This window comes from Microbacterium sp. LMI1x-1-1.1, assembly GCF_040676205.1.
Lineage (GTDB): Bacteria > Actinomycetota > Actinomycetes > Actinomycetales > Microbacteriaceae > Microbacterium > Microbacterium aquilitoris.
This window is the reverse complement of record NZ_JBEGHM010000002.1, coordinates 913,465-930,223: the sequence shown is the minus strand read 5'-3', so window position 1 is coordinate 930,223 and position 16,759 is coordinate 913,465. Positions and strand designations below refer to the sequence as shown.

Below are 16,759 nucleotides of genomic sequence, written 5' to 3'. Positions count from 1 at the left end.
CAGCCTACCTTCGCGCCCCGCAGACTTCTTCACACTGTCGAGCGGATGCCGGCTGTCCACCGGCCGCCAGGCTGGGCCGTCCGCACCCTGACCGGCTTCCCAGGCTGGAGGGATGGACCCCGTCACTCTCGAGACGCCCGCAGCCCTCCGCGATCTCACACTCGCGGAGGCACCGTTCGCCGGCGTCCTCCGAGCCGGAGAACCTCTCACCGTCTGGGTGGACGCGGTCGACGTCGCGGCCTCACCGGCGTGGGCGGCGCTGAACACGGAGCACATCCTCGCTCCCATCGACGCCGCCGCGACGACGGACGGGCCGCGCGTCCTCCTGGCTCACTGTCCCGTGCAGCTCGACGATGTGGTGCGGGATGCCGCCCTGTCGCCGGGAGCGCTCGTCACCGTCGCCGTCAGTGCTCTTCGCGGTGCGGCAGAGGCGCACCGGCTGGGTGCGAGTTGCGGCCGGTGGTGGGTGACGACGGAGGGGCGGCCCGTCCTCGCGCTCACGGGGACACTGGACTGGCGGCGCGACACGCTCGCACTTCTCGAAGGTCTGGACCCCGCGAACCCGCCGCTCCGTGCGGCGCTGGATCGCGCGGTGGAGGCGATCGACGATCCACGCCGGCTGCGCCGCGAATCGGAAGAGGTCGAGGACCTGCTGTTCGCGGCGGCCGATCCTGAGCCGCTTCCGACCTCGCTCCGCGACGCCGATACGGCGCCGCCCACGCGGCTGCGGACCACCGGCGAGCACGCCGCCGGGCCCGGGGTGACGAATGCAGTGCGCGACCTCGTCACCCGACTCGTCGACGGCGGTGTCGCCGATCGCGTCGGTCGCGCCATCGCCCGCACTCGAGCCGCGTTCACGCGGACCTCTGCCGTCCGGGGTCGGAGGAGGACACGCCCGGCGGGCAGGCGGAGAGTGGTTCTCGTCGCGGCGGCAGCGGCGACCGCTGTGATCCTGGCGGGAGCCCTGTGGCCGACCGACGAGAAGGACCGACCGGCGGCCGCTGTGGGGTCCGTTTCGACTGCCCCGCCGAGGTCCGCCTCTGCATCCCCGATGGCGGCGTCTTCGGCTCCGGGTGACCCACCTGCACACGAGGACACGGGGCCCGCGGAGCTCGTCGCGGCCGCGCGCCGGCTGGTCGACGCGGTGAGCGCGTGTTCGGACGCGCCGTGCCGCGAGCGGTGGGGGGAGGAGTCGGTCGACCCCGGGAACATCCCTGCAGCCGCCGGCGGCTACGGAGTGGCCGTCGTGGATGAGTACGGCGGGGCTGCCGCGGTGAAGATCGTCGGAGACGAGCTGACGCAGGTCCTGGTCATGGTGCGGGTGGAAGAGAAATGGCTGGTCCGCGAGGTGTACGACCTCGCGGACCAGCCATGACGGGTTTCGCCCGAACGGCGTCAGACGCCGAGCTGACCCTCGAACTGCGCAGCCTCGAGGCGGGCCTTCATCGCACTGAGGAAGCGGGCCGCGTCCGCACCGTCGACGACGCGGTGGTCGTACGACAGGGCGAGGTAGACGTAGGAACGGACGCTGATCGCGTCCTTTCCGTCGACCGTCACCACTCCTGGGCGCTTGACGACCACACCGGTGCCGAGGATCGCCGACTGCGGCAGGAACACGACGGGCGTGTCGAACAGCGCGCCGCGCGAACCCGTGTTGGTCAGCGTGAACGTGCCGCCCGCGAGCTCGTCCGGCTTCAGCTTGTTGTTGCGCGTGCGGCCAGCGAGATCGGCGATCTCGTGCGCGATCTGAGCGATGTTCTTATCGCCCGCGTCGCGCAGGACCGGCGTGAGCAGGCCGCGCTCGGTGTCGACCGCGATCGAGAGGTTCTCGCTCGCCGGGTAGACGATCTGGCCGCCGTCGACGGTGGAGTTGATGACGGGGTACGTCTTCAGCGCCTCGGCGGCGGCCAGAGCGAAGAACGGCAGGAACGACAGCTTGTCGCCGGTCTTCTCGAGGAACGACGCCTTGACGGAGTCGCGGTAATTCGCGAGCTTCGTGACATCCACCTCGACGACCGTCGTCAGCTGAGCGGTCTGCTGCATCGACTCGACGGCGCGGCTGGCGAGGACCTTGCGCAGACGCGACATGGGCTGCGTCGTGCCGCGCAGCGGCGACACCTCGACGGCGGCGGGGGCCGGTGCTGCGGCAGCCGGAGCTGCGTCAGTCTTCGGGGCCTCGGCAGCCTTCAGGACGTCCTCCTTGCGGATGCGTCCACCGACACCGCTGCCCGTGATCGTCGACAGATCGACACCGTGCTGCTGAGCGAGCTTGCGCACGAGAGGCGTGACGTAGGTCACGCCGTCCTCGGCAGGTGCGGCCTGAGGCGCTTCAGCCTGAGGTGCCTCAGCCTGGGGTGCCTCAGCCTTGGGGGCCTCGGCCTCGGCCGCGGGTGCGTCAGCCTTCGGCGCCTCAGCCGCGGGAGCGTCCTGCGTCGACTCCTGGGCCTGGGGTGCTTCGGGGGCCTTCTCCTCGGCGGGCGCCGCGGGGGCCGGCTCGGCCGGTGCAGCGGCGGCGGCGGAGCCGACGCGGGCGAGCACAGCGCCGACCTCGACCGTCTCGTCCTCCTGGACGAGGATCTCGGTGAGCGTGCCGGCGATCGGGGACGGAATCTCCGTGTCGACCTTGTCGGTGGAGATCTCGAGAAGCGGCTCGTCGACGGCGACGTCATCGCCGACCTGCTTCAGCCAGCGGGTGACGGTGCCCTCGGTGACGCTCTCGCCCAGCTCAGGAAGGACGACGTCCTTCGCGTCGCCGGCGGACGCGGGCGCGGATGCCGGCGCGGACTGAGCCGGTGCCTCTTCCTTCGCGGGCTCCTCGGCGGCGGGTTCCTCGGCAGCGGGTTCCTCGGCAGCGGGCTCCTCGGCAGCGGGCTCCTCGGGAGCCGACTCAGCGGGGGCCGACGAGCCGTCGCCGATCTTCGCGAGGACGGCTCCGATCTCGACCGTCTCGTCCTCGTCCACGAGGATCTCCTCGATCACGCCGCTGACGGGCGAGGGGATTTCGGTGTCGACCTTGTCGGTCGAGATCTCGAGGAGACCTTCGTCGGCCTGGACCGAATCACCGACTTTCTTGAGCCAGCGGGTGACCGTTCCCTCAGTGACGCTCTCACCGAGCGCGGGGAGGACCACGGATGTGCTCATGACTGTGTCTCCTTCAAGAAAAAGCGATGTGCTGTCTAGCTTAGTGTCGCGAGTGCGACGGGGTCAGATGGTATGGAGGGGCTTGCCCGCGAGAGCGAGGAAGGCCTCGCCGAGGGCTTCGCTCTGAGTGGGGTGCGCGTGGATGAAGGGCGCAATGTCCTCGGGGTGCGCTTCCCATCCGATCGCGAGCTGTCCCTCGGTGATGAGCTCGCCCACGCGGTCGCCCACGAGGTGGACGCCCACGACGGGTCCGTCCGTGATCCGGACGACCTTGGCGAACCCCGCTGTTCCGAGGATCTCGCTCTTCGCGTTGCCGGCGAGGTTGAACTCGAACGCCGTGATCCGGTCGCCGTGCGCAGCCCGCGCCTGCTCCTCGGTCAGCCCGACCGAGGCGACCTCGGGGTGCGAGTACGAGACACGCGGGATCGTCGATTCCGGCACCGGAACGGGCGAGAGCCCCGCGATCCGCTCGGCGACGAAGGTGCCCTGCTGGAAGCTGCGATGCGCGAGCTGCAGGCCGGGGACGATGTCGCCGACGGCCCAGACGTGCGGAACCGTCGTCCGGAGGTCGGCGTCGACGGTCACGAAGCCGCGATCGAGCGCGACACCGGCTTCCGCCAGGCCGAGTCCGTCTGTGACCGGCCCACGGCCGACGGCGACCAGAACGTAGTCGGCATCGACGACGCGACCGTCCGAGAGGGTCACCGCGACGCCGTCCTCTCGTGCGGTCACGCCTTCGCACCGGATCGACAGGGCGGTCTGGATGCCGCGCTTGCGGTACGCACGCTCGAGCGCCTTGCTCGAAACGGCTTCCTCCGCGGGCAGCAGGCGATCCAGTGCTTCGACGACCAGGACCTCGGTGCCCAATGAACGCCACGCACTGGCGAACTCGACGCCGATCACGCCACCCCCGAGGATGACGACGGAGGCCGGCACCTCGTCGAGGGTGAGGGCGGTCTCGCTCGTGAGGATGCGACCCCCCGGTTTGATCCCCGGGAGGGAGCGCGTCTGCGAACCGGTGGCGAGGATGACGTCGGTGCCGGCGTATTCGTCGTCGCCGACGAGGATGGTCCGTTCTGCGGTCAGTCGTCCGGCGCCGGCGACGACGGTGATCCCGCGAGTCGAGAGCAGGCTCTGCAGGCCGCGGTACTTCTTCGCGACGATGCCCTCCCGGTACGCGGTCATGCGTGCCGGGTCGAAGCCCGTCAACGTGGCGTCGACGCCGACGGCCGCGGCCTCGCGGACGTGATCGGCGATCTCAGCGGTGTGAAGCAGAGCCTTGGTGGGGACGCAGCCGCGGTGCAGGCACGTCCCGCCGACCTTGTCCTTCTCGATCAGCGCGACGGTCTTGCCGAGCTCGCTCGCCCGGATCGCGGCCGCGTACCCGCCGCTGCCGCCGCCGAGGACGACGAGGTCGAATTCGTGACGGGTCATCGCGACTCCGTTTCGAGGAAGGCGAGGAGCGATCGCACCGTCGCGGCCGTCGGGCCCTTGTCCGTCGGGCCGAACGGCGATGCCTTGTTCTCGCCGCTGCCGGCGATGTCGAGGTGCACCCACGGGATGCGGGGGGCATCGGCATCCTCCGACGTCCGTCCGACGAATCGGCGCAGGAACAGGCCCGCGAACATCGTCCCGCCAGCAGGGTCGCCCACCTTCGCGTTGCGCATGTCGGCGATGGGGGAGTCGAGCTCGTCCTCCATGTGGTCGGGGAGCGGCAACTGCCACGCGGCTTCTCCGACGGATGCCGCCGCCTCGAGGTAGCGGGCGACGGTGGCGTCATCGCCCATGACGCCCGTGTGGCGGTTGCCGAGGGCGACGATGACGGCTCCCGTCAGGGTCGCGACGTCGACGATCACGTCGGGCTGCGTGCGGCTCGCCGCGACGAGACCATCCGCCATGACGAGGCGGCCCTCGGCATCCGTGTTCAGGACCTCGACGGTCGTGCCGTCGAGCATCCGGAGCACGTCGCCCGGGCGGGTCGCGCGTCCGGAGGGCATGTTGTCGGCGATGCAGAGCCACGCGGTGACACCGACGGAGAGTTCGCGCTGCGCTGCGGCGCGGACGACGGCGAGCGCCGTAGCCGCACCGGCCATGTCGAACTTCATCCCGACCATGGATGCCGGCGGCTTCAGCGACAGGCCGCCGGTGTCGAACGTGATGCCCTTGCCGACGATGGCGACGTGGCGGTCGGCGCCCGCGGGGGAGTAAGTCAGACGGACGAGGCGCGGCGGGCGGTCCGAACCCTGGCCGACACCGAGGATGCCGCCGAACCCCTGCGCGGCGAGCTCCGTCTCGTCGAGGACCTCGACGTCGACGGGCAGGCCCGCGACGGCCTCGATCGCGCGCTCGGCGAGATCGGCCGGGCTGAGCCATTCGGCGGGGATGTTGACGAGATCCTTGACGAGGGCGACGGCCGAACCCGTCACTTCGACGGCGCGGAGTTCGGCGGAATCGACGTCCGCTGCCAGGTGAAGGCTCACGTGGGCCGCCCGGGTCTTGGCGGGCTCACCCGACTTGTACCCCTCGAACCGGTAGCCGCCCAGGACGGCGCCCTCGGCAGCCGCCCGCCAGTGCTCCTGTGCATGCGGAAGGACGACGGCCACGTGCGCGAAGCCCGTGGTGGTGCGGATCGCAGCACCGACGGCATCCCGGATCGCGTCGCTCGACGGCGCTGCGCCGGTTCCGACGACCAACAGGGGGAGATCGGTGGATGCCGGGGCGAAGACCCGCACGGTGGTTCCCGCCGCGCCCGTGTACCCGACGCCGCGGAGGACGTCCTCCACGCCGGGCCACTCGGACAGGACCGCCGCCGCCTCCTCGAGCGGCGGAAGGGCCAGGACGATCGCGTCGGCGCCGCCGTCGCGTGCAGGAGAGGTGGACACGGTCAGCTCGGGGTACGGCATGCTCTCCATCCTATGGAGAGTGGCGTTCGCTCAGAGCGGGACGGCTCGCGCGCCGACCCCTTCGAGCCTGCTTCTACAGTGGAAGCATGCCCCTGTCTGGTCCCCTCTACGAGCGCATCACGACCGCGCCCCCTGTTCCGGCGGGCCTGCCCCTGGTCGTCGCGCTGACCGGCTTCACGGATGCCGGGTCCGCGGTCACGCGCGTCGTCGACCATCTGCACACCGAGCACGACCCGCAGCCGGTCGTGACGTTCAACCCCGACGTGCTGTTCGATTACCGGGCTCGGCGCCCGCTGATCACCTTCGACGGCGATCACCTCACGGACTACCGCCCTCCCCGCCTCGACCTCGCGCTCGTCCACGACGCGCTCGGTCAGCCGTTCGTCCTCCTGTCGGGCTACGAGCCGGACTTCGCGTGGGAGGCGTTCGTCGACACCGTCGTCGGGCTGGCCGAGGGGCTGCAGGTGCGATCGGTGACGTGGGTCCACGCGATCCCCATGCCCGTCCCGCACACGCGACCCCTCGGAACGACGGTCAGCGGCAACAGGTCCGACCTCACCGAGGCCCACTCCGTCTGGAAGCCGCGCACGCAGGTGCCCTCGACGGCGGGCCATCTCCTCGAGTACCGCCTGTCGGATGCGGGTGTCTCGGTGTCGGGTTTCGCCCTCTTGATCCCGCACTACCTCGCGGAGACCGACTTCCCCGCGGCGGCGATCGCCGCACTCGACAGCGTGTCGATCGCGACGGGACTCGTCTTCGACAGCGACACCCTGCGCGACGAGAACCGCGAGTACCTGGAGAAGGTGGACGATCAGGTCTCGGCGAGCGACGAGCTGACGACGATGCTCCACAATCTCGAGGCGCGCTATGACGCCTACATGGCGGGTTCCACGCAGGCTCAGCCGATCATCCACACGGGAGACCTTCCGTCGGCCGACGAACTCGCGGCCGAACTGGAGCGGTTCCTCGCGAATCGCCCGTCGGGTGACGACGATCGGCGGCCGGGCCTCGGCTGACAGGCTCGCCTCGCCCGTATTCATCCCTCTGTTGGGGGAATGCGCATACGGTTTTCGGTGTTGACACCGGTACGTCCTTCATGCATCCGACACGTATGAGAGAATGGACGAAATGACCCGTTGTCCGGTCCGAAGGAACGTCGTTGTGCGTGTCCGCGGGACTTGACAAGGGTCTTACTAGTGTCCGAAACCCGGCGGAATGCCGTCGGTGAAAGGCGAGACGTGACTTCGAGCACGAGGACCACCCGTACACGAGCGGCAGAAGCGGTCGACGAAGCTGACGTCGTCGAGCCTGCCGAGACCGAGGCGCCCGCCAAGAAGGCTCCGGCCAAGAAGGCTCCGGCGAAGAAAGCTCCCGCGAAGAAGCCCGCTGCGACGAAGGCGTCCCCGGCGAAGTCCCGTGCCAAGAAGTCCGCAGATGAGGACGACGAGGACGCTGAGGCCGACGAGGTCGAGCTCGACGCCGAGGCCACGGACGACGCTTCCGACGACGACGCAAAGAAGGATGCCGACAAGGCGGACGGCGACGACGAGGACGAGCCCGCCAAGCCGGCGTTCACCGAGCCCCTTCCGACGGGCGCGATCGTCATCTCGTCGTCGGACGACGACGAGGTTCCGGTCTACTCGACGCAGATCACCGGTGCGACGGCCGACCCGGTCAAGGACTACCTGAAGCAGATCGGCAAGGTCCCGCTCCTCAACGCGGCCGAAGAGGTCGAGCTGGCGATGCGTATCGAGGCGGGTCTGTTCGCCGAAGAGAAGCTGTCGCACATGACGGCGGCGGAGAAGTCGTCGCAGCTGGGCCTCGACCTGCAGTGGGTCGCCCGTGACGGACAGCGCGCGAAGAGCCACCTGCTCGGCGCCAACCTCCGTCTCGTGGTCTCGCTGGCCAAGCGCTACACGGGCCGCGGCATGCAGTTCCTGGACCTCATCCAGGAGGGCAACCTCGGCCTCATCCGCGCCGTCGAGAAGTTCGACTACACCAAGGGCTTCAAGTTCTCGACCTACGCAACGTGGTGGATCCGTCAGGCCATCACGCGCGCGATGGCCGACCAGGCGCGCACCATCCGCATCCCGGTCCACATGGTCGAGGTCATCAACAAGCTCGCCCGCGTGCAGCGTCAGATGCTCCAGGATCTGGGCCGCGAGCCCACGCCGGAAGAGCTCAGCCGCGAGCTCGACATGACGCCCGAGAAGGTCATCGAGGTCCAGAAGTACGGCCGCGAGCCCATTTCGCTCCACACCCCCCTGGGTGAGGACGGCGACAGCGAGTTCGGCGACCTCATCGAGGACACCGAGGCGGTCGTTCCTGCCGACGCCGTCGGCTTCACGATGCTGCAGCGTCAGCTCGAGTCGCTCCTCGATTCGCTGAGCGAGCGCGAGGCGGGCGTGATCCGCATGCGCTTCGGTCTCGGCGACGGTCAGCCCAAGACGCTCGACCAGATCGGCGACACGTTCGGCGTGACCCGCGAGCGGATCCGCCAGATCGAGTCCAAGACGATGGCGAAGCTGCGGCACCCGTCGCGGTCGCAGTCGCTCCGGGACTACCTCGAATGAGCGACGCCGCGAACGAGGGCAAGGAGCTCACGCGAGCGGTCGACGGCGCGACCTACGCCCGGATCCCCATCCGGACGCACGTCGTCATGCCTGGCGAGGACATCGACGAGATCGTCGCGACCTACGCCGCTCCGGAGCTCCAGCCCGGTGACCTGCTCTTCGTGACCGAGAAGATCGTGGCGATCACGCAGGGGCGCTCGTACCTCGTCGAGGACATCACGCCCAGGCCGCTCGCGCGGTTCCTGTCGCGCTACGTCGTGAAGACGAAGTACGGCATCGGCCTCGGCATGCCCGAGACGATGGAGATGGCGCTCCGTGAATGCGGAACGCCCCGCATCGTCTTCGCGGCGGGCGTCGCGGCCGTGACCAAGCTGTTCGGACGCCGCGGCGACTTCTACCGGATCGCCGGCGACAAGGCACGCTCCATCGACGGGCCCACGCCGCACACGATCCCGCCGTACAACAAGGCGGTCGTGCTCGGACCGAAGGAACCGGCGACGGTCGCCCGGCGTCTGAAGGCGCAGCTCGGCGGGGGGAACGACGTCGCCGTCGTCGACATCAACGACATCGGGGGCAACATCCTCGGGTCGACGCTCGACAAGGCGGGGGAGCAGCGGCTCGTCCGCATCCTTTCGGACAACCCGCTCGGACAGGGACACCAGTCCACCCCGCTCGGCATCATCCGTCCGTCGAAGGCCTGACCGTGGGTGCCGTGAACAGGCTCTACCGTCGCGCTCGGTTCTTCGTGCGACGCGTGGTCAATTTCGACACGGACCGGGTCCTGCAGTTCGCGCGGCAGTCGGCGCGGCTGTCGAAGGCGCCGCTGTGGTGGGTCGTCGCTGACATGGCATGGTGCTCGGTGCGCTACGAGACCACCTTCGAGAACTACTCGGAGTGGGACTTCCGCATCCTGAAGGCGCGCGAGCGCAAGACCTACATGACCGACCCCAAGTCGTTCCACCTGTCGCGCCGACTCAACGACGACGCGCAGCGCGCGATCTTCGACGACAAGCTGCAGTTCGCGACGCGGTTCGGACCCGAGCTCGGCCGTGAGTGGATCGATCTCGACCAGACGGATGCCGCGGCCTTCGCCGATTTCCTGAGCCGGCATCCGCGCATCATCGCCAAGAACCCCGGCGGCGTGGGCGGCAACGGCATCACGCTGGTCGACTCCGTCGACATCGACGACCCGGCCGCCTTCCGGGATCGGCTGCTCGCCGATCGGCAGACCCTCGTCGAACAGGTGCTCGTGCAGCATCCCGACATGGCGAAGCTGTACCCCGGCAGCGTCAACTCCCTGCGGATGGTGTCGTACCTGGATCCCGACGGCGAGGTGCACGTGCTCGCGGGTGTGCTGAAGATCGGCAACGGCGGCGTCATCGACAACTTCAGCAACGGGGGCATGTACACGATGCTCGACGAGCGCGGCCGTGCACTGCACGCGGCGAGCGATGAAGAGGGTCGTCCCTTCGCCGAGCACCCTGCGACCGGAACGCCCATCACGGGGTTCCAGGTCCCGCTCTACGACGAGGTCCTCGAGCTCGTGGACCGCCTGGCGCGGCGCGTGCCCGCGTTCCCGTACATCGGGTGGGACATCGCGATCACTCCGGAGGGACCCGTCGTCATCGAGGGCAACCACAACTCCGGTGTGTTCCAGTCGAAGCCTTCGGTCTCCGGCATCCGTCGCGGCCTCCTGCCGCGGTATCGCGCCGCGATGCGTTTCTGACCGACCCGAACCGAAGGGACCGCCATGCGCCGCATCCGCGTTCGCCTGCAGTACCTGATCCGACGCGCGCGCAAGCTCCGGCCGGGCAACCTCGTCGATTTCGCGCGGACCGTGCAGCAGGTCTCCAAGGCCCCGTTGCCCGTCATCATCGCCGACATGCTGTGGTGCTCGGTGCGCTACGACATGGCCTTCCGCGACTACGCCGTGTGGGACATCCGTCTGCTGAACGCGCGGGAGCGGAAGACGTGGATGACGCACCCCAAGTCGTTCCGCATCACGAAGATGTACAACACGCCCGAGGGGCGGTCGAAGCTCGAGGACAAGCGCCGGTTCGCCCGCGAGTACGCCGACCTGCTCGGTCGCGAGACGATCGATCTGCGTGATGTCGACGATGCCGCGCTGACGGCTTTCCTCGCGCGCCACCCGCGCGTCCTGGCGAAGCCGAACGAGGGACACGGCGGCGGCGGCATCGACCTGCACGAGGTGGGTCCGGACGTCGACGTCGCCGCGTTCCGCGCCGAGGTCACCGCGAAGGGGCAGACGGTCCTCGACGAGTTCATCGTCCAGCACCCCGAGATGTCGGCGCTCTATCCGGATGCCGTCAACACCGTCCGGCTCATCACGTTCCTCGACGGCGAGGGCCGGGTGCACCTGCTGGCCGCCGTCCTGCGCATCGGCAACGGGGACGTCATCGACAACTTCGCGTCGGGCGGGATGTTCACGATGCTCGACGACGAGGGCGTCGCGCTCTACCCGGGCGTCGACAAGAACAGCAACGTGTATCGGGAGCACCCTGCCACGGGGACCCCGATCGTCGGGTTCCAGGTGCCGCAGTACGACCGCGTGCTCGACCTGGTCGCCTCGCTCGCCCGGCGGACCCCGGAAGCGCCCTACGTCGGCTGGGACATCGCGATCACGGCGAACGGTCCCGTCGTGATCGAGGGCAACCACAACTCGAGTGTCTTCCAGCCCAAGCCCTCGGCCTCCGGCGTCCGCACGGGACTGCTGCCCGTGTATCAGGCGGCCGTCGGCTTCTGAGTCGGTTCCGCATACGCGAAGGCCCCCCGCCTCAGCAGGGGGCCTTCGTCGTACTCGGGATGCCGCGGCTCAGACCGATTCGGTCAGGCGTGCGGTCTCGTCGTGCCACGAGGTGGCGACGGCGCGGAGCTTCTCTTCGTACTTGCGTCCGTGGTGGGCGCAGAAGAGGAGCTCGCTGCCGTTGACCTCGGCGGCGATGTAGGCCTGGGCGCCGCAGGAATCGCAGCGATCCATCGCCGTGAGGCGGTGCTCGAGGACGGCTCCAGGCTCGGTGGTGGTCGACGTGCTCATGTCAGGTGCCTCCTCGTACTGCTCATGACGGGTGAACTGTCATGTCATACAACCACGGGGATGTTGCACGTATGCCGCCATTGCATGACATTTCGCTGTGCGCGTACGGTATGCGCGCGCTGTGCATGACGAGCTCGCGTCGGCGTGTGTGTCGGTCGGCTCGGTGTCAGCCGCGGCGAATACGATGGGAGATCGTGACAGCCGAGTATTCCGCCCATCATCTCCAGGTCCTGGAAGGGCTCGAAGCGGTCCGCAAGCGGCCCGGCATGTACATCGGCTCGACCGACTCCCGCGGTCTCATGCACTGCCTCTGGGAGATCATCGACAACTCCGTCGACGAGGCCCTCGGCGGGCACGGCGACCGGATCGAGATCCTTCTCTACGCCGACGGCAGCGTCGAAGTGCGCGACCGCGCCCGCGGCATCCCCGTCGACATCGAGCCCCGGACGGGTCTTTCCGGTGTCGAGGTGGTCTTCACGAAGCTGCACGCGGGCGGCAAGTTCGGCGGCGGCTCGTACGCCGCCTCGGGCGGTCTGCACGGTGTCGGAGCGTCGGTCGTCAACGCCCTGTCGGAGCGCCTGGACGTCGAGGTCGACCGCGGCGGCAAGACGTACGCGATGTCGTTCCACCGCGGCGAGCCCGGATCGTTCGACGGAGACGGTCCCTCGTCCACCTTCCGTCCCTTCGAGAAGTCCAGCGAACTCCGCGTCGTCGGCAAGGCGCCCCGCGGCGTCACCGGCAGTCGCATCCGGTACTGGGCGGACCGGCAGATCTTCACGAAGGACGCTGCCTTCGACCTCGGAGAGCTCGAGCAGCGTGCGCGGCAGACGGCGTTCCTCGTCCCGGGGCTCGAGATCGTCATCGTCGATCGGCGGACCGACGAGGAGATCGAGACGAGCTTCCGCTACGACGGCGGCATCTCCGAGTTCGCGGAGTTCCTGGCGCCGGACGCGCCGATCACCGACACCTGGCGCCTCTCGGGCACCGGCACGTTCACCGAGACGGTGCCGGTCCTGCAGGCGTCGGGGGCCATGGTCCCGACCGAGGTGGAACGCGAGTGCGAGGTCGACATCGCGCTGCGCTGGGGCACCGGGTACGAGACCATCGCCCGCTCGTTCGTCAACATCATCGCGACCCCCAAGGGGGGCACGCACCAGCAGGGCTTCGAGCAGGGGCTCATGAAGACCCTCCGCGGTCAGATCGAGTCGAACGCGCGCAAGCTCAAGGTCGGCGCGAACGAGAAGATCGAGAAGGACGACATCCTCGCGGGGCTCTCGACCGTCCTCACGGTGCGTCTGCCCGAGCCGCAGTTCGAGGGGCAGACCAAGGAGATCCTCGGCACGCCCGCGGTCCGCAACATCGTTGCATCCGTCGTCTCGAAGGAGCTGGCTGCGAAGTTCGCATCGTCGAAGCGGGACGACAAGGCGCAGACGGCGCTCCTGCTCGAGAAGGTCGTCTCGGAGATGAAGGCGCGCATCTCTGCGCGCACGCACAAAGAGACCCAGCGACGCAAGAATGCGCTCGAGTCGTCGTCTCTGCCGACGAAGCTCGCGGACTGCCGCACGAACGACGTGGCCGAGTCCGAACTGTTCATCGTCGAGGGCGACTCCGCGCTCGGTACCGCGAAGCTCGCGCGCAACAGCGAGTACCAGGCGCTGCTGCCGATCCGCGGCAAGATCCTCAACGTGCAGAAGGCCTCGGTCAGCGACATGCTCTCGAACGCCGAGTGCGCCGCGATCATCCAGGTGATCGGCGCGGGGTCCGGACGATCTTTCGACTTCGAGGCCGCGCGCTACGGCAAGATCATCCTGATGAGCGACGCCGACGTCGACGGGGCGCACATCCGCACGCTGCTGTTGACCCTGTTCTTCCGCTACATGCGTCCGCTGATCGAGGAGGGCCGCGTGTACGCCGCCGTCCCGCCGTTGCACCGCGTCGTCGTCATGAACCCCGGCACCAAGCCGAACGAAACGATCTACACGTACAGCGAGCAGGAGCTGCACACCCTCCTGGCGAAGCTGACGAAGTCGGGCAAGCGGTGGCAGGAACCGGTCCAGCGATACAAGGGTCTCGGTGAGATGGATGCCGATCAGCTCGCCACGACGACGATGGACCGGGCCGGGCGCACACTGCGACGCGTGCGCGTGCAGGACGCCGAGGTCGCCTCGACGGTGTTCGAGTTGCTGATGGGGTCCGAGGTCGCTCCCCGCCGCGACTTCATCGTGACCTCGAGCGAACGGCTCGATCGCGAGCGCATCGACGCCTGAACCGTGCGGCGCTAGCGTGACGGGTATGGAAGCCCACCGCGTCGTCGCGCCCGTCATCGCCCCGGGGGAGAAGCCCAAGGGTCCCGCCTCGTACTTCCCGAGCATCGAGAAGACCTACGGTCAACCGGTGCAGCACTGGCTCGACGTCGCCGCCGGCAGCCTGGACACCCGGACACACATGGAGACCGTGGCTGTCCTCAAGGACGAGCACGGGCTCGGGCACGGACACGCGAACGCGATCGTCGCCTACGTGAAGGCGAAGCTCGCAGGCTGAACCCTGCTCAGGCCACCGTCGTGCCGATGGCGCCGACCGCGGCGTCGAGCGCCTGGCCGGAGGCATCCCGCTTCGCGCCCGCCTCGGGCAGCGATCGGACCGCGCCGTCGATGCCGACGGCGCGCGGTTGGTCGCCGACCCACGCGACGAGCAACGCGTCCTCCCACCGGAGGAAACGCTGCGCGCGGACGCCGCCGGTCGCCCGACCCTTTGCGGGGAACTCGGAGAACAGCGAGACCTTCGCCGACCCCGGATCGGTCCCCGGCAAGGCGGCACTCGCTCCCGCGACCGTCGCCACGACGGTCTCGTCCGTTGCGGTCACGGCGGTGAAGGCGATGACGCGGGCGCCGTCCGAGAGCCGGATGCCGGCCATCCCGCCGGCCGACCGGCCCTGAGGGCGGACCGCCGAGGCTTCGAATCGCAGGAGCTGCGCGTCGCTCGAGACGAAGACGAGCTCACCCGCGTCGTCGGCGAGGGCAGCACCGACGACGGTGTCGCCCGGCTTGAGCGAGATGATCTCGACGTCCGGCTTTCCCGGCGGCAGCTCGGTCGCCGAGACGCGCTTGACGACGCCCTGCGCCGTGCCGAGCGCGATCGGGGCGGCATCCGTCAGCGGGACGATCGCGACGACGTGCTCGGCCGGGGCGAGTCCCAGATACTGGTCCGCGCGGGTTCCCGCGGCGAGCTGCACCGAGTTCGCCGGCACGGACGGCAGGTCGACGGGCGTGAAGCGGACCAGTCGACCCAGAGTCGTGACCGCGCCGAGGTCGCCGCGCGTCGTGCCGTTCACCCAAGAGCGGATCGCGTCGTGCTTCGACCGGCGAGCGGGTGGGACCACGCCCCCGCCGGGCGCGTCGGCGACGAGCTCTGCGCGCACCATGCGTCCGGTCGCCGAGAGATAGACGCGGCACGGGGCGTCGGCGATCTGAAGGTCCGCCGGCGCTGCGGCGCGGCCGCGGGGAGCGACGGGACCGCCGTTCATGAGGAGCGTCCGGCGGGGCGTGCCGAAGGCGTCGGATGCGGCATCCAATTCGGTCGCGACCTGGCGCCGCAAGAGCACCTCGCTGCCGAGGAGCTCCTCGAGGGCCGCGATGTCGGCCTTCAGCGTGTTCTGCTCGGCCTCGAGTTCGACGCGCGAGAACTTCGTGAGTCGGCGCAGCCGCAGCTCGAGGATGTACTCGGCCTGCAGCTGAGACAGGTCGAACACGTCCATGAGGCGCGTACGGGCCTGCTCGCTGTCATCTGAGGTGCGGATGACCTGGATGACCTCGTCGATGTCGAGGATCGCGATGAGGAGGCCCTCGACGAGGTGCAGGCGCTCCTGCTTGCGCGCGAGCCGGTAACGGCTGCGGCGGGTGACGACCTGGATGCGGTGATCCAGGTACACGCGCAACAGCTCTTTGAGGCCGAGCGTCTGCGGCTGTCCGCCGACGAGGGCGACGTTGTTGATGCCGAAGGAGTCCTCAAGCGGCGTGAGCCGGTAGAGCTGTTCGAGGACCGCGTTCGGGTCGAAGCCGGTCTTGATTCCGATGACGAGCCGCAGGCCGTTGTTGCGGTCGGTGAGGTCGGTGAGGTCCGAGATGCCGGTGAGCTTCTTCGACGAGACGGCGTCGCGGATCTTCTCCATGACGCGCTCCGGCCCCACCATGTAAGGGAGCTCTGTGACGACGATGCCGGTGCGGCGCGGGCCGAGCGATTCGATCGACGTCTTCGCGCGGGTGCGGAACGTGCCGCGGCCGGTCTGGTAGGCCTCCTTGATGCCGTCGAGGCCCACGATGACGCCGCCACCGGGGAGATCCGGTCCCGGCACGAACTCCATGAGCTCCTCGAGGGTCGCCCCGGGGTTCTCGAGCAGGTGGATGGCGGCCGACACGACCTCGATGAGGTTGTGCGGCGCCATGTTCGTCGCCATGCCGACGGCGATACCGGTCGCACCGTTGACGAGCAGGTTCGGGAACGCGGCGGAGAGCACCTCCGGCTGCTGGAACTGGCCGTCGTAGTTCGGGATGAAGTCGACGACGTCCTCGTCGAGGTTCTCCGTGAGAGCCAGAGCGGATGCCGCGAGTCGGGCTTCGGTGTATCGCGCGGCAGCCGGCCCGTCGTCGAGCGAACCGAAGTTGCCGTGCCCGTCCACCAGGGGCACGCGGAGGGCGAAGTCCTGCGCGAGGCGGACGAGCGCGTCGTAGATCGCGGAGTCGCCGTGCGGGTGGAGCTTGCCCATCACGTCACCGACGACACGCGCACTCTTCACGTGGCCGCGGTCCGGGCGCAGGCCCATCTCGGACATCTGGAAGAGGATGCGGCGCTGCACGGGCTTCAGGCCGTCGCGGGCATCCGGAAGGGCGCGCGAGTAGATGACCGAGTAGGCGTACTCCAGGAATGAGCCCTGCATCTCGTCAGCGAGGTCGACGTCCTCGATGCGTTCAACAGCGGGCGGAGGAGGGGGAGTGCGCGATGCCATGGCCTCGATCGGTCTTCGGGAGATGCTGCGAGGGGCCAGAAACGGCGGCGGAGCACCGTGTGGAAGACTGACCCGGGTGTCTCTC

The 16,759-nt window shown here is 69.1% G+C and carries 13 protein-coding genes; 8 read left to right on the top strand and 5 right to left on the bottom strand.

From position 1 onward, the window contains the following. Positions 1–112 precede the first annotated feature (112 nt). Positions 113–1,375: a hypothetical protein gene (locus tag MRBLMI1x_RS12225; protein WP_363459026.1), complete on the top strand. Its 1,263-nt coding sequence runs from the start codon at positions 113–115 to the stop codon at positions 1,373–1,375. A 20-nt stretch (positions 1,376–1,395) separates the two neighbouring features. Here MRBLMI1x_RS12225 and sucB read toward each other — a convergent pair whose 3' ends face one another. From sucB to MRBLMI1x_RS12210, 3 genes are all read right to left on the bottom strand, one after another. Next, on the bottom strand, positions 1,396–3,141 hold the full coding sequence (sucB, locus tag MRBLMI1x_RS12220; protein WP_363459024.1) for a 2-oxoglutarate dehydrogenase, E2 component, dihydrolipoamide succinyltransferase: 1,746 nt from the start codon (positions 3,139–3,141) through the stop codon (positions 1,396–1,398). A 63-nt stretch (positions 3,142–3,204) separates the two neighbouring features. After that, positions 3,205–4,575, bottom strand: coding sequence for a dihydrolipoyl dehydrogenase (gene lpdA, locus MRBLMI1x_RS12215; RefSeq protein WP_363459022.1), 1,371 nt, complete (start codon positions 4,573–4,575; stop codon positions 3,205–3,207). After that, positions 4,572–6,044, bottom strand: coding sequence for a leucyl aminopeptidase (locus MRBLMI1x_RS12210; RefSeq protein ID WP_363459020.1), 1,473 nt, complete (start codon positions 6,042–6,044; stop codon positions 4,572–4,574). Before MRBLMI1x_RS12210 ends, lpdA begins: the two co-directional genes overlap by 4 nt. A gap of 86 nt (positions 6,045–6,130) precedes the next feature. Between MRBLMI1x_RS12210 and MRBLMI1x_RS12205 the strand changes: the two genes are divergently transcribed. The 5 genes from MRBLMI1x_RS12205 to MRBLMI1x_RS12185 all read left to right on the top strand — a co-directional run bounded on the left by MRBLMI1x_RS12205 (position 6,131) and on the right by MRBLMI1x_RS12185 (position 11,381). Beyond that, positions 6,131–7,060: a proteasome assembly chaperone family protein gene (locus MRBLMI1x_RS12205; RefSeq protein WP_018186675.1), complete on the top strand. Its 930-nt coding sequence runs from the start codon at positions 6,131–6,133 to the stop codon at positions 7,058–7,060. A 222-nt stretch (positions 7,061–7,282) separates the two neighbouring features. Continuing rightward, on the top strand, positions 7,283–8,617 hold the full coding sequence (locus tag MRBLMI1x_RS12200) for an RNA polymerase sigma factor (RefSeq protein WP_336123599.1): 1,335 nt from the start codon (positions 7,283–7,285) through the stop codon (positions 8,615–8,617). Further along, a complete protein-coding gene (locus MRBLMI1x_RS12195; RefSeq protein WP_018186677.1) occupies positions 8,614–9,318 on the top strand; it encodes a coenzyme F420-0:L-glutamate ligase in 705 nt (234 codons plus the stop codon). The genes MRBLMI1x_RS12200 and MRBLMI1x_RS12195 overlap by 4 nt, the downstream gene beginning before the upstream one ends. Before the next feature lie 11 nt (positions 9,319–9,329). Next, positions 9,330–10,343: a sugar-transfer associated ATP-grasp domain-containing protein gene (locus MRBLMI1x_RS12190; RefSeq protein ID WP_363459017.1), complete on the top strand. Its 1,014-nt coding sequence runs from the start codon at positions 9,330–9,332 to the stop codon at positions 10,341–10,343. Positions 10,344–10,367: 24 nt separating this feature from the next. Next, complete coding sequence (locus tag MRBLMI1x_RS12185; protein WP_116229156.1) at positions 10,368–11,381, top strand: sugar-transfer associated ATP-grasp domain-containing protein; 1,014 nt, start codon at positions 10,368–10,370, stop codon at positions 11,379–11,381. Between the two features lie 69 nt (positions 11,382–11,450). Here MRBLMI1x_RS12185 and MRBLMI1x_RS12180 read toward each other — a convergent pair whose 3' ends face one another. Next, positions 11,451–11,672, bottom strand: coding sequence for a DUF7455 domain-containing protein (locus MRBLMI1x_RS12180; protein ID WP_018186680.1), 222 nt, complete (start codon positions 11,670–11,672; stop codon positions 11,451–11,453). Between the two features lie 194 nt (positions 11,673–11,866). Between MRBLMI1x_RS12180 and MRBLMI1x_RS12175 the strand changes: the two genes are divergently transcribed. Continuing rightward, the gene (locus tag MRBLMI1x_RS12175; RefSeq protein WP_414685614.1) at positions 11,867–13,939 is read left to right on the top strand and encodes a DNA gyrase/topoisomerase IV subunit B; all 2,073 of its coding nucleotides are present in this window, start codon (positions 11,867–11,869) and stop codon (positions 13,937–13,939) included. 25 nt (positions 13,940–13,964) lie between these two features. Then, a complete protein-coding gene (locus MRBLMI1x_RS12170) occupies positions 13,965–14,213 on the top strand; it encodes a DUF4287 domain-containing protein (RefSeq protein WP_363459014.1) in 249 nt (82 codons plus the stop codon). Positions 14,214–14,220: 7 nt separating this feature from the next. Here the strand turns inward: MRBLMI1x_RS12170 and MRBLMI1x_RS12165 are convergent, their stop codons facing one another. Beyond that, positions 14,221–16,674: a DNA gyrase/topoisomerase IV subunit A gene (locus tag MRBLMI1x_RS12165; protein ID WP_363459012.1), complete on the bottom strand. Its 2,454-nt coding sequence runs from the start codon at positions 16,672–16,674 to the stop codon at positions 14,221–14,223. Positions 16,675–16,759 lie beyond the last annotated feature (85 nt).